The 12,777-nt window shown below is 66.2% G+C and carries 11 protein-coding genes; 6 read left to right on the plus strand and 5 right to left on the minus strand.

What is annotated here, in order from left to right:
- Positions 1–31 precede the first annotated feature (31 nt).
- Together iolB and J2T23_RS14065 are read right to left on the minus strand one after the other, a co-directional pair.
- Positions 32–925 carry a 5-deoxy-glucuronate isomerase gene (iolB, locus tag J2T23_RS14060; protein WP_141180845.1) on the minus strand — a complete coding sequence of 298 codons (894 nt, stop codon included), beginning with the start codon at positions 923–925 and terminating at the stop codon, positions 32–34.
- Between the two features lie 17 nt (positions 926–942).
- A complete protein-coding gene (locus J2T23_RS14065; RefSeq protein ID WP_141180846.1) occupies positions 943–1,683 on the minus strand; it encodes a GntR family transcriptional regulator in 741 nt (246 codons plus the stop codon).
- Positions 1,684–1,999: 316 nt separating this feature from the next.
- Between J2T23_RS14065 and J2T23_RS14070 the strand changes: the two genes are divergently transcribed.
- On the plus strand, positions 2,000–3,397 hold the full coding sequence (locus J2T23_RS14070) for a sugar porter family MFS transporter (RefSeq protein WP_168225703.1): 1,398 nt from the start codon (positions 2,000–2,002) through the stop codon (positions 3,395–3,397).
- 62 nt (positions 3,398–3,459) lie between these two features.
- Positions 3,460–4,596, plus strand: coding sequence for an LOG family protein (locus tag J2T23_RS14075; protein ID WP_141157980.1), 1,137 nt, complete (start codon positions 3,460–3,462; stop codon positions 4,594–4,596).
- A gap of 40 nt (positions 4,597–4,636) precedes the next feature.
- On the opposite strand, the gene J2T23_RS14080 is transcribed toward J2T23_RS14075, so the two are convergent.
- Entirely contained in the window at positions 4,637–5,776 is a 1,140-nt protein-coding gene (locus tag J2T23_RS14080) for a VIT1/CCC1 transporter family protein (RefSeq protein ID WP_370871447.1), read from the minus strand.
- 266 nt (positions 5,777–6,042) lie between these two features.
- Between J2T23_RS14080 and J2T23_RS14085 the strand changes: the two genes are divergently transcribed.
- Positions 6,043–6,267: a hypothetical protein gene (locus tag J2T23_RS14085; RefSeq protein ID WP_141157978.1), complete on the plus strand. Its 225-nt coding sequence runs from the start codon at positions 6,043–6,045 to the stop codon at positions 6,265–6,267.
- A 74-nt stretch (positions 6,268–6,341) separates the two neighbouring features.
- Here the strand turns inward: J2T23_RS14085 and J2T23_RS14090 are convergent, their stop codons facing one another.
- Complete coding sequence (locus J2T23_RS14090; RefSeq protein WP_307360872.1) at positions 6,342–7,868, minus strand: sodium:solute symporter family protein; 1,527 nt, start codon at positions 7,866–7,868, stop codon at positions 6,342–6,344.
- 259 nt (positions 7,869–8,127) lie between these two features.
- On the opposite strand from J2T23_RS14090, the gene J2T23_RS14095 reads away from it, so the two are divergent.
- Positions 8,128–8,703: a helix-turn-helix domain-containing protein gene (locus tag J2T23_RS14095; RefSeq protein ID WP_141157976.1), complete on the plus strand. Its 576-nt coding sequence runs from the start codon at positions 8,128–8,130 to the stop codon at positions 8,701–8,703.
- A gap of 123 nt (positions 8,704–8,826) precedes the next feature.
- Here J2T23_RS14095 and J2T23_RS14100 read toward each other — a convergent pair whose 3' ends face one another.
- Positions 8,827–9,657, minus strand: coding sequence for a DUF559 domain-containing protein (locus J2T23_RS14100; RefSeq protein WP_307360876.1), 831 nt, complete (start codon positions 9,655–9,657; stop codon positions 8,827–8,829).
- A 283-nt stretch (positions 9,658–9,940) separates the two neighbouring features.
- Between J2T23_RS14100 and speB the strand changes: the two genes are divergently transcribed.
- Complete coding sequence (gene speB / locus J2T23_RS14105) at positions 9,941–11,005, plus strand: agmatinase (RefSeq protein WP_307360879.1); 1,065 nt, start codon at positions 9,941–9,943, stop codon at positions 11,003–11,005.
- Positions 11,006–11,008: 3 nt separating this feature from the next.
- On the plus strand, positions 11,009–12,697 hold the full coding sequence (locus tag J2T23_RS14110; RefSeq protein ID WP_307360883.1) for a thiamine pyrophosphate-binding protein: 1,689 nt from the start codon (positions 11,009–11,011) through the stop codon (positions 12,695–12,697).
- Positions 12,698–12,777 lie beyond the last annotated feature (80 nt).

Here is a 12,777-nt window from a genome sequence, read left to right on the forward strand (position 1 = left end):
CAGCCTGCCGCCACCTGCCGGGCAAGGTTCCCTACGCGCCGAACGGCAGCCGGGGATCGATGTTCTGGCTCTCCCACGTCTGCCGGACCCAGCCGTGGTGCGGGTCGTCGCTGATCAGCCACTCCCGCACGGGCCCGGGCCCGGCCATGACGTTGAGGTAGTAGAGGTCGTAGCCGGGAGCCGCCATGGCCGGGCCATGCCAGCCGTAAGGGACCAGGACCACGTCCCCGGTCCGTACTTCGGCGGAAACATCGATGGGCCGCTCATCGGAGGCGTAGACACGCTGGTAGCCGATGGCGTCGGCGTCTGCAGGTGCTCCCGGTCCGGCGCCCACCTGCGTCTCGAAGTAGTAGATCTCCTCAAGGGAGGTTTCGCCGTCTTTTTCCTCGTCATGCTTGTGGGGAGGGTAGGAGGACCAGTTGCCGGCGGGAGTGAGCACCTCACACACGATGAAGCGGTCAGCCTCGAGCGCGGCAGGGGTGCCGAAGTTGTGGACCTGGCGCGAGCAGTTGCCCGCGCCGCGCAGCTCCACCGGAGTTTCTGCGGCGGACACCAGCCTGGTGGGGTAGGAAGCCTGGGCCGGTGCGGTGGCAACCGCCACCCTGCCGCCGTCGGCCGAGCTGATGCCAACTGCGCGGCCGGTGCCGGAATACAGCACATCAGTCGGACCTGCGAACACCGAGCGGCGGCCCTGCAGCGGGTAGTCCGTGCCGTCAACGGTGACGGTGAAGGACCCGTTGAGCGGCACCACGATGCGTTCCTCGTCCGCGGCGGGGAGTTCGACGGCGGCCCCCGCCGGCAGGGTGGCCACCTTCAGTCCGGTGTGCGCCCAGCCGTCCACGGCCAGGGGGGAATCTGAGGTTCCGATGGACACGTCCCAGGTGCCGTCGGCGGCGGTGCCCAGGGGGTAGACCCAGTTGGTCATGGAGTTGGCTCCTTGGATTATCGCTGTACGAGTGTCATTTCAAAGCTGTAGGAATCGGCGCGGTACACGTGGTGGCCGGTTTCAACCCGCCGGCCGGTATCGTCCACCGCGGTGCGTTCCATGGTCACCAGCGCCGAGCCTGCCGGGGCGTCCAGCATGGAAGCCTGGTACTCGTTGGCGGTCATCGCACCGATGCGCTGGGTGGCGAGCCGGAAGTTCACGCCTCCGCGGCGGAGGATCGAGTAGAGGCCTTCTGCCTTGAGCATGGCTTCATCCATCTCGGCAATGTCGTCGCGCACCCAGTTCTCCATGAGGGCCAGGGGCTTGCCGCCCACCTTCCGCAGCCGGGTGAAGTGGTACACCTTCGAGCCTGCGGGAAGCTGCAGGGTAGTGATCGTGGCGTCATCCGCCTCGAGGTGCGAGAAGCTCAGCACCTCGGTGGTGGGCTTCTTGCCATTGTTGGTCAGGTCGTCATAGAGGCTGGAAAGCTCCAGCGGCCGGCGCACCTGGCTCGACACCACCTGCGTTCCCACGCCCCGCTTCCGCACCAGCAGCCCGGAACGGACCAGCTCATCCATGGCCTTGCGCATCGTGGGCCGCGACAGGTTCAGCTGTGCGGCGAGATCGATCTCGTTGTCCAGCCGGCTGCCGGGCTCCAGCACCCCGCTGTAGATTGCCGCTTCAATGCCCTGGACCACCTGGTGGTACAGGGGCACGGGGGAGGAGCGGTTGATGGTGAGTCCCAGGTTGTTCGCCACGGTGCGTTCCCCTCGTCTTTGGTGCGGGCGCCTCCGCCCGGTCTGGACAGCCGGCCTGCGGGCAGTTTTACGCTATATGTTCGCTTGATAGGACATAGTTCCTTCCTTGATCGTAGCAGGCGCGCCCGGGGGGTCAAGGGTGGCTGTGCCGCGCTTCAGCCAAAGGAAATAAAAAAATATTGTGCTGACATTAAGACTTTTTATTGACGGGTCCGATTAGAGCGCTCTAACGTAGGTGGCACGCATCACATTCCCGACCGGTCATCCGGTCCCCGAGAGAATTTGAGAGGCAACAATGCTGTTGCAAAAACAAACCATGGCTGCCACCGGCAGCAGGCGCCGCGGCTACCTCGCCCGGCTCACCGTGATCTCCACCCTGGGCGGCCTGCTCTTCGGGTACGACACCGGCGTGATCTCCGGCGCCCTGCTGTACATGAACGACTCCCTCAACATGAACGCCGTAGAGGAAGCAACCGTGGTGAGCGCACTGCTGTTCCCCGGTGCCGCCGTCGGCGCCCTTACCGGCGGGCGGATGGCTGACAAGCTGGGCCGTCGTGGCTCACTGCTGGTCTGCGCACTGCTATTCCTGCTGGGTGCCATGGGCTGCGCCCTTGCGCCCAGCGTGACCTTCATGATTGCCGCCCGCATCGTGCTGGGCCTGGGGGTCGGCGCCGCCGCCGTGACCTGCCCGCTGTACCTGGCGGAGATGGCTCCTGCCCATCTTCGTGGCCGGATGGTCACCATCAACGAACTCATGATCGTGACCGGCCAGATGCTGGCATTCGCCATCAATGCGCTCCTGGATGCCCTGATCCACGACAACGAGGTCTGGCGGAGCATGCTGGGCATCGCTTCCATCCCTGCCCTCGCACTGCTCGCCGGCATGCTGATGCTGCCGGAATCGCCGCGCTGGTACGCCATCCGCGGCCGCCTGGAAGACAGCCGCCGGGTCCTGAACCTGAGCCGCAGCCCGGAAGAGGCAACCGCCGAGTTCGAGGAAATCGCCCACGCAGCGCGCACGGCCAAGGAAGAACGCGGTCACGCCCTCCGCGACCTGAAGAACAACCCATGGATGCGCCGGCTGCTCTGGATCGGTATTGGCCTGGCCACCGTCCAGCAGGCAACCGGCATCAACACCGTGAACTACTACGCCCCCACCATCCTGGAAAAGAGCGGGCTTGGCATCAGCGCATCGCTGGTGGCCACCATCGGCGTCGGTGTTACCTCAGTGCTCATGACCGTCCTGGGTATCTGGTTGCTCGGCTTTGTTGGCCGCCGCCGGATGCTGGTGATCGGATTCTCCGGAGTTGTCGGTGCCCAGGCCCTGCTGGCCGTCGTCTTCCTCCTCCCGCAGTCGGACCTTGCCAGCTACACCATCCTGGCCGCGATGATGCTGTTCGTTGCCTTCGTCCAGTGCTTCATCGGCACCTGCGTCTGGCTCCTGCTTTCCGAAATGTTCCCGCTGGCCATCCGCGGGTTCGCCATGGGAATCGCGGTCTTCGCCCTCTGGACCGTGAACGCGGCCATCTCCTTCCTGTTCCCCATCGTGGTCAACGCCCTGGGATCCACGGGTACCTTCGGCCTCTTCGTCCTGGTCAACGTGGCGTCCCTGGCGTTCGTCATCAAGTTCGTGCCGGAGACCAAGGGCCACTCCCTTGAGGACCTCGAAGCGCACTTCCGCGATGGTGAGGTGCCGGCGAAGCTTTCGGCGTAGCCGCCGCCGTTGCGGTTGGTGGCCTAGGCTGGCTGCATGATGTGGAGCGCGGGGCAGCAAGCATGAATTTCGCCGGAAGCCTTGGTCCCCGCCCCCGCAACCTCGAAGTCCAGGACCTGGCCAGCTTCGACAGCCTGGTGGCCGGCGGTGCGGTCAACCTGCACGGCTGGCATGCGCAGTCGCTGGACCTGCGGGGCCGGTCCGCGGCACTCAAAAACGTCCGCGTCGAGGGCGCGATGTTCCTGGGCTGCATCTTCGACGACGGTATGGAAGCCAACCTCCGCAGCCGCGGCGCCTTGATCTTCCCCAGGCTTGAAGGAGTCCCTTTCGACCCATACCGGGCCGTCCTGTATTCCCCGGCCGAACTGTACGCCGGACTGGCAACCGCACCGTATGAGGAATTGCCGGATGCGCGCATCTACCACTGGAGCATCCAGCCCGGCCAGCGCCACCGCGTTGACTCGACGCTGGCCTCGGCCCTGCATGACCATGCGATCGGCGATGCGCTGGATGAGCTGACCCGGTCCGGAGCGTGGCACCGCCGCTCTATCGTCGGCGTGATGGGCGGCCACGCAGCGCCCCGCGGCAGCCGGGAGTTTGCGGACGCGGCCCGGCTGGGCAGGCTCCTGGCCCTTGACGGCCATTCGGTGGCAACGGGCGGCGGCCCAGGGGCCATGGAGGCAGCGAACCTCGGCGCGTACCTGAGCCGGGCGTCCGACGGTGACGTGCAGGCAGCGCTTGCCACGCTCGCCGCTGTTCCCGGCTTCCGTCCCTCGGTCTCGGCGTGGGCACGTGCGGCGGCTGCCGTCGTCGAACGCCATCCGGACGGGACGCCGTCCCTCGGGATCCCCACCTGGTTCTACGGACACGAACCGCCCAACTACTTCGCCACGCACATCGCCAAATATTTCGCCAATGCCATCCGCGAGGCCATCCTTCTGGAACTGTGCCACGGCGGAATCGTCTTCCTGCCGGGAGCGGCCGGTACGGTCCAGGAGATCTTCCAGGACGCCTGCGAGAACTACTACGGCGCCCGCGAGAAAGTGGCCCCCATGGTGCTGGTGGGCCGCCGGCACTGGGAGCAGGAATACCCGGCGTGGCCCATGCTCCGCAGCCTCGCCGCGGGCAGGGCCATGGCGGACTATATCCACCTCGTGGACACGGTGGAGGAAGCAGTGGAGGTCCTCCGGCAGCGCTGAACGCTGCCGGAGGACCTCCACGAAGTGTCCTTGCCTGGTGCTAGCCGACCGCGGTGCCGAAGAGCAGGCCCAGCAGGTAGGTGATGGCTGCCGCGCCCAGGCCGATGGCAAGTTGCCGCAGGCCGCGGGTCAGCGGGGAAGTGCCGGACAGCAGGCCGACGGCGGCACCGGTGGCAAGGAGTGCGACGCCCACCAGGGCGCCTGCCACCACGAGCGCGGCGACGCCGGTCAGGCCGAACAGGAACGGCAGGATGGGGACGATGGCGCCGGAGGCGAAGAAGCAGAAGCTGGACAGCGCCGCACCCCAGGCGGTACCCACTGCCTCGTGCTGGTCCTCTTCCTCCGGCAGCTCAGGCTGCAGGGAAAGGCTGGGATCGCAGTCGCAGGGCAGCAGCCCCATGCGCTCGGCCACACGGTGCTCGGCCGCTTCCCGGGACATCCCGCGGGCCAGGTACACCAGGAGCAGTTCGTTGTGCTCGAGGTCAAGCTTGGGCGCGGCCGCCAGCGTGACCTGCGTGGGCCGGGTTGCGGCCAGCAGTTCGCGCTGGGAGCGGACGGAAATGAATTCGCCCGCGCCCATGGACATGGCACCGGCCAGGAGTCCGGCGATGCCGCTGAGCAGCACCACGCTGCTGGCCACGCCGGAGGCAGCCATGCCCATCACCAGGGAGAGGTTGCTGACCAAGCCATCGTTCGCGCCGAACACCGCGGCGCGGAAGGTGCCGGCCAGGCGGTTGCGGCCGCGGGTGGCCAGGCCCCGGACCACTTCCTCATGGATCTGTTCATCGGCGGCCATCGCGGCGGTGGCGTTCGGGTCCTTGGCGTAGGGGGAGCGGCCTTCGGCGCGCTGGGCCAGGGCCAGGACGAAGACGGAGCCGAAATGCCGGGCCAGGAACCCGAGGAACCGGCTGCGGGCGGAGGCCCTCTTCGGCTTGCCGGCGTGCTCGCCCAGCAGCGCGAGCCAGTGGGCTTCGTGCCGGCCTTCGGCTTCGGCCAGGGCCAGGAGGATGGACCGTTCCTCACCTTCGCGGTTCTGGGCCAGGTCCCGGTAGACGGCGGCTTCCGCGCGCTCGTCGGCCAGGTACTGGCGCCACCGCTTGATGTTCGACGGCGAGGGCTGGCCCACGCCGCCGGCCTCCGGGGGCGTGGCGTGGGAATGGGACTGGGCGTGCTGCGACACTGTAACTCCTGGGCTGGAAAGGGCATGAACTCGCGCCTTTGCCCTGCCAGCCTACTGCGGATTTCCGCGGTTTTTTGGCTGGCAAACCTCGCTGGAAAGTTTCGGTTGACCTTAAAAAACGCCCGGCACGATATCCCTGCGGAGGGCAGCTCCGGGCACCGCCGCGGCTATTGACCCGTCCGCCCGGGCGGTGCTCTGATGAAGGTGTGGCGCAGGCTGCGCCCTACCTGAAAGAGCACGTCAGGCGAACATACGGAGGTTGAATCATGAGCACCACCGGACAGCACCCGGACATGCCGCACCTGGACGCCGTCGAAGCGGACCCCGCCTACGATTACGCCGAGGATGCACCGGTAGACGACGCGGACTGGGACTCCGAAGACGGGTTCATTGACCAGGAAGAACCGGTGGTCCAGCCGGCACCGGTAGTCGTCGACGCCGAGGACCGCGAGGTCCCGCTGGATGACGACGAGCGCGACACGGGGGAGTAGGACTGACGACGCCGGCACCTCCTTCCGCTTGTTGGCGGGAGGCGGTGCCGGCGTCGTACTTTAATGCCTGGCAGTCAGTGGCCGGCGAGGACTTCCTGGGGAGTCCCTTCCTGCTCCTGCCCGGCAACGCGGCGCTGCCAGGCGCGCATGACCGCAGGATCGGTGGGGCGCGTCAGCAGCGAGGCGGCAACGTACACCGCGGCGGAGGCCAGCAGGCCGTAGTAGATCGGTTCGTTGGCGTAGATGCCGTCCAACGGAACCTCGGCGTTGACCTCAAGGATGATCATCGTCCCAAGGGTGATGACGGAGCCGACGGCCATCGAAGCAGCGGCGGCGATGCCGGTTCCGCGCTTCCACACCAGGCCGCCGAGGATCGCGACCAGCAGCCCGCCCACCAGGATGTCGTAGGCGATGGTCAGTGCCGCAACAACGTCCTTGGTGACGATGGCGATGATGATCGCCACAACGCCCAGGCCAAGGACCCATACGCGGTTGGCCTTGACGTCGTGCTCGGGGTTGTCGGAGTCGTCGGTGTTGATGGTCTTGCCGAACCAGCCGGCGACGAAGGGCACAACGTCGGCGCGGGCCACCGTGGCGGCCGCGATCAGGGCCCCGGAAGCCGTGGACATCATGGCGGCGACGGCGGCGGCGAGGACCAGGCCGCCGATTCCGATGGGCAGCAGGTTGGTGGCAACCTCCGCGTAGACAACGTCCTTGCCCAGGGCCTTCACGTCGATGGCGGGCAGCGCCACGCGGGCTCCCAGGCCAATCATTGCGCCGGCAGCACCATAGAGGATGCAGTAGAGGCCGGCTGTCGAACCGCCCCACTTGGCCACCTTGGGTGTTTTGGCAGTGAACACGCGCTGCCAGATGTCCTGGCCGATCAGCAGGCCCAGGGTGTAGACCACAAAGTAGGTGATGATCGTTTGGACGCCGATGCCGTCGATTTGGAAGAAGCTGGCATCAACCCGGCTGCGGATCCCGTCGAGTCCGCCGGCGGCGTTCAGTGTGAAGGGCAGCATGAGGAAGAAGATGCCCACCGTTTTGATGACGAACTGGACCTGGTCCGCCAGCGTGATGGACCACATGCCGCCGATGGTGGAGTACACCAGCACGATGGCACCGCCCACCGCTATGGCCAGCGCCCGGTCCCAGCCGAACAGGACGACGAAGATGGTGGCATAAGCACCAGTGGACGTGGCGCAGAGCATCAAAGTGTAGGCGAGCATCACGATGCCGGATGCCTCGGTGGCCCTGCTGCCGTAACGGAGGGTGAGCATCTGGGACACCGTGTAGATCTTCAGCTTCTGGATGGTCCCGGCGAAGAGCAGGCTCAGGAGCAGGACTCCGGCGCCAATGGCCACCACCAGCCACATTCCCGAGATGCCGAACTTGTAGCCCAGCCCCACGCCGCCCACCGTGGACGCTCCGCCCAGGACGACGGCGGCCATGGTGCCGGTGTAAAGGAACGGGCCCAGGCGGCGGCCGGCCACCAGGAAGTCGCTGTTGTTCCTGGTGCGGGACTTGCCCCACCAGCCGAAGGCCAGCATTGCGAGGAGGTACACCACCACTATGGCGATGTTGATGGCACTTGCATCCATAAATGGCTCCTTGGAGCTGTTGGGGCCGGGTGTAATGACCCGGGGCGGGACGCCGGGAACCGCTGCGGACGAATACGGAGAAGACCTGTAATTGCCCTATAGGCAACAGGAGTTTTCAAAGACTAGGGTGTGACGTGGGTGACAGTCAAGGAGATCGCGCCTGCAGCGGCGTGGGTGTGGCATGCGCGTGTCACAAAAGCGGTGCCGATTAGTATGGCTCGAGAGTGGAGCCGGGCTGCCGGCCGTGAAAGGTTCGTAGATGAAGGCACTGCCAGTTGAGCCGAGCAATGTTCCCGTTGCCATTGGCTCCAGGATCCGGGCCGCCAGGCAGTCCCAGCGGCTCACCATCGAGCAGGTCGCGGATGCCACCGGCCTGACCAAGGGCTTCCTCAGCCGTGTGGAGCGGGACTTGACGTCTCCGTCCGTCGCTTCCCTGGTGACGCTGTGCCAGGTGCTCTCCATCTCCATCGGGGACCTGTTCGTGGCGCCGGAAACCCACCTCACCAAACGCAATGACGGTCCGCGCATCTCGCTCGGCGGCCAGGGCATCGTGGAGCGGCTTTTGACGGCCCGCTCGGAGCGTCGGGTCCAGATTATCCAGGCCGTGATCGAGCCGCATGGCCGCGGCGAGTCCGAGTTGTACGCAGTGGATTGCGACGTGGACGTCCTGCATGTCATCAAGGGCTCCATCAAGCTGATCCTCACCAACGAGGAATACGACCTCGATACAGGTGACACCGTGACCTTCCCGGGCCGGGAACCCCACACCTGGGTCAATCCCACGGACAAGCCGGTCGAGGTGCTCTGGGTCCTGGTGCCCGCCGCGAGCCGCTAGCTTGTTGCTGGTGCGCTCCAGCCCAGTTACCTTCGGTAGTCCCTTTCTCAGCTGCCGCATTCCGCGGAAAGCGCTTAAGCGCGGAGCGCCCTTGGCCCGGGGTAACTGGGCTGGATTGCACCTCTACCGGAGGGGTTTTCGTTGACCTCCGGCCAGGACGGCACTGATCTCGGTTAGCACCATGCCGGGGTAAAACCAGATGTGCTCCGGCATGAAGCGAAGGACGGCGTAACCGCTGACGGCTGCAGCGTTGTTGCGCTTCCGGTCCCGAAGCATATCGGTGCGTTTGGAATGGTAGGCAAAGCCGTCGATCTCCACGATCAAGAAGCCATCCAGCAGGAAATCCACGCGACCGATTCCCGGCAGGAAGACCTGGGTGTCGTAGGCGATTCTGTTGGCACGGAACAGGTGCTGTGCGTCAACCTCCACGATTGACTCTGCTCGCACGTCAAGTTCGCGCAGGATGCGAAGCGCGTAACCGGAGCGGTCGGCCTGCAGCTGGGACGCCAGCAGCTCGCGTGGCACGCCGTGCAATCTGATGGCCGAGGTCGCCAAAGCGGCGGATGCCGGAGCCGGTAGGCACCCCAAAGCGTGAAGCGCCACATCTTCCACGCCGGCCAGGGGCAGGAACGGATGACCGGGGAACCGAACTGTGCGATGCCGGACGAAGCCGGAGCCGTGACCATGATTGCACGCCAGATGCGGGCGTTCGGGAGGTTTGCGCAGCCAGAGTCCGTAGTGGCCCGCGGCGCTGGCGCAGGTCAGCCGACCGTTGTTCAGGACTGCAGCGAGGAGTCCGTTGTCGCATTCCGGGAGGACGAAGATGCCGCGCCGGGGCTGGGTAGCGCCCAGTTCGGTGAGTCGAAGGAGTTCCCGGCGCCGGAAACCTGCGTCCAGGAGTTGGCTGGATCGGGCTACACCGCCGCGCGTATGCAGGTATTCGAGGATGTCCATGTGGCCATTGGAAGGTTTCGGTTGGATGAGTGGAACCTTAGTTCAGGCGTATGTGGGTAAGCGGTGGCCCGGGGCGGGCGTGCGGTCCTGCCCAGTTGCCCATGGTCCGTGCAGGGAACGTTGCCGGAACGGCGCGGATCGCGGGAGTGCATCCTGTCCACGTGCGGGAGTGAGTGGGCGGGAGCGCACGGGTTCATAGGTAAACAGTTGGTGTCTCTTGGAAAACCAGGGTGTATGATGGCAATCACAGAAATCCCCAACTCCTCGAAGGAGAGGCCTCCCATTGGAAGAGCTGCGCATTGAAGCCAACGGCAACCTCGGCCCCATTGATTCATCCCGGATCCCCCGCTATGCCGGGGCTGCCACCTATGCCCGCCTTCCGCGGCTGGACCAGGTAGCCAAGGCTGATGTGACGGTGGTGGGAGTGCCTTTCGATTCGGGGGTCTCCTACCGTCCGGGTGCCCGCTTCGGCGCAAACCACGTCCGCGAGGCCAGCCGGCTGCTGCGCCCCTACAACCCCGCCTGGGACGTCAGCCCGTTCGAGAACATCCAGGTGGCCGATGCCGGGGACATGGCGGTCAACCCGTTCAACATCAATGAAGCCATTGAGACCATCCAGCAGAACGCACTGGACCTCACCGCCGCCGGGAGCAAGCTGCTGACCCTGGGTGGCGACCACACCATCGCCCTGCCGCTGCTGCGCGCCGCTGCCGAACGCGCCGGCGGACCCATCGCCATGCTGCATTTCGACGCCCACCTGGACACGTGGGACACCTACTTCGGTGCCGCATACACCCACGGCACGCCCTTCCGCCGCGCAGTGGAGGAAGGCATCCTGGACACGGAGGCCATCAGCCATATTGGGACCCGCGGCCCGCTGTACGGCAAGAAGGACCTCGACGACGACCACCGCTTTGGGTTCGGCATCGTTACCTCCGCGGACGTGTACTACCAAGGGGTGCTGGAAACCGTGGCCAAGGTCCGTGACCGCATCGGCAACCGCCCGCTCTACATCTCCGTGGACATTGACGTCCTGGACCCTGCCCACGCGCCCGGCACGGGAACGCCCGAAGCAGGTGGCATCACCAGCCGCGAACTCCTGGAAATCATCCGCGGCTTCCGCGGCATGAACCTGGTGGGCGCCGACGTCGTCGAAGTGTCCCCGGCCTACGACCACGCCGAGATTACCGGCGTCGCGGCCAGCCACGTCGCGTACGAGCTGGTGACCCTGATGGCGGACAATGCAGTGCCCGGCAGCCGGTTCGGTAAGGAGACCGGGTACCAGGCCCAGGCGATCGGCCAGGAAGCCCGCCGCCCCGCCGGCTTCGCTGCCGCCACCAAGGAGTAGGCCGTGACGGAAATTGCCCCGGCGTCCCCGGCCCGGGGGAGCAGCGTCCGCAACGGCGGGGACCTCGTCGTCGAAACCCTCGAAGCGCTGGGCGCCAAGACCGTGTTCGGCATCCCGGGCCAGCACGCCCTGGGACTCTTTGATGCCATGGGCCGCGGCAACCTGCACTTTGTCTCCTCCCGGGTGGAGAACAACAGCGCCTTTGCCGCGGACGGGTACTCCCGCGCCACCGGCGAAGTTGGCGTGCTGTTCCTGTCCACGGGCCCCGGCGCGCTGACGTCACTGGCTGGACTGCAGGAGGCCTATGCCACGGGCGTGCCCATGGTGGTGGTGGCCAGCCAGATTCCGTTGGAGGGACTCGGGGCCCGGCGCAAGGGCATGCTGCACCAGCTCGATGACCAGAAGGCCTCCGCGGCCAACGTCACCAAGAGCCAACGGCTGATCCAGCACGCTTCCGGAATCCCGTCGGCCATCCAGGACGCCTGGACCGAGGCCATCTCCTCCCCGCAGGGCCCGGTGTGGCTCGAGATTCCGCAAAACGTCCTGCTGGATCCGATCATGGTCCCGCCGGTGGAGGATGCCTTGGCGGAGGCGGCGGACAATCCACCGCGGATTGAACTGGTGCGCGAGGCCGTGAAGTGGCTGGAATCAGCCAAGCGCCCGGCCATCATCGCCGGCGGTGGAACCCGGCGCGGCAAGGCGGAGAAGTCCCTGTTGTCCATTGCCGAGAAGCTCCATGCGCCGGTCATCTGCACTCCTGGCGGCAACGGTGCGTTCCCCTGGAACCACGGGCTGTCCCTTCAGTCCTGGATCGAGGACCGGTACATGACCGACCTCCTCGAAGACGCGGACGTCCTGGTGGTCATCGGATCGTCCCTGGGCGAGGTTACGTCCAACTACTTCACCTTCGAACCGCGCGGCATGATCATCCAGATCGACGCCGAACCCCGGGTACTGGAGTCCAATCGGCCAGGCTTGGGGATCCGCGCCGATGCTGGCCAGGCGCTGGCAGCCCTGGACTCAGCTCTTGGATCCGGCAGGGCAACGATGCCGGACTGGCACGGCAGCACGCCGGAAGAGCTGGTCAAGGAGTCGCTTGCCAAGGTCCGTGCCCGGCTGGAATCGCAGGACCTTGCCAAAGAACTGACGTTCATGGCCGCCATCCGGGAGGCCGTTCCAGCGGATATGCAGACGTTCTGGGACATGACCATCGCCGCCTACTGGGGCTGGTCCTGCTGGGACGCCCGTGAAGGGCAGTTCCACTCCGCACAGGGCGCCGGTGGCCTGGGCTATGCGTTTCCCGGTGCCATTGGAGCGGCGGTTGGGCTGGAGACTGCGGGTAAGCCCGGCCGGGTCCTGGCGGTCTCCGGTGACGGTTCGTCCATGTATTCCATTGCAGAACTGGCCACCGCCAAGCAGCACAACGTTCCGGTCACCTGGCTGATCGTGGACGACGGCGGCTACGGCATCCTGCGCGAATACATGGTGGGCGCGTTCGGCAAGGCCACGGCCACGGAATTGGCCCGTCCTGACTTCGTTGCGCTCGCCGAATCCTTTGGCGTGCCGGCCACCAGGGTGGCCCCGGAAGGCGTGGGGGACGCGCTCCGGGCCGGCTTCGCCGCTGACGGACCCAACGTCGTCGTTGTTGAAACCCTCCTCAAGATGTTCGGGCCTACGCACCTGGCCCCCTGACCGGGCACCAACCTTAAGCTCCCCCACGTCCTGGACACCGTCCCGCGGACGTGGGGGAGCTTGGCATTTAAGCTGCCTGC

Origin of the sequence: Pseudarthrobacter niigatensis (assembly GCF_030812615.1) — a bacterium.
Lineage (GTDB): Bacteria > Actinomycetota > Actinomycetes > Actinomycetales > Micrococcaceae > Arthrobacter > Arthrobacter niigatensis.

What these genes read in the sequence shown, in the direction of transcription:
- iolB (WP_141180845.1), bottom strand. Translation starts at nt 925, where the DNA reads ATGACCAACTGGGTCTACCCCCTGGGCACCGCCGCCGACGGCACCTGG.
- J2T23_RS14075 (WP_141157980.1), top strand. Translation starts at nt 3,460, where the DNA reads ATGAATTTCGCCGGAAGCCTTGGTCCCCGCCCCCGCAACCTCGAAGTC.
- J2T23_RS14085 (WP_141157978.1), top strand. Translation starts at nt 6,043, where the DNA reads ATGAGCACCACCGGACAGCACCCGGACATGCCGCACCTGGACGCCGTC.
- J2T23_RS14095 (WP_141157976.1), top strand. Translation starts at nt 8,128, where the DNA reads ATGAAGGCACTGCCAGTTGAGCCGAGCAATGTTCCCGTTGCCATTGGC.
- J2T23_RS14070 (WP_168225703.1), top strand. Translation starts at nt 2,000, where the DNA reads ATGGCTGCCACCGGCAGCAGGCGCCGCGGCTACCTCGCCCGGCTCACC.
- J2T23_RS14100 (WP_307360876.1), bottom strand. Translation starts at nt 9,657, where the DNA reads ATGGACATCCTCGAATACCTGCATACGCGCGGCGGTGTAGCCCGATCC.
- J2T23_RS14090 (WP_307360872.1), bottom strand. Translation starts at nt 7,868, where the DNA reads ATGGATGCAAGTGCCATCAACATCGCCATAGTGGTGGTGTACCTCCTC.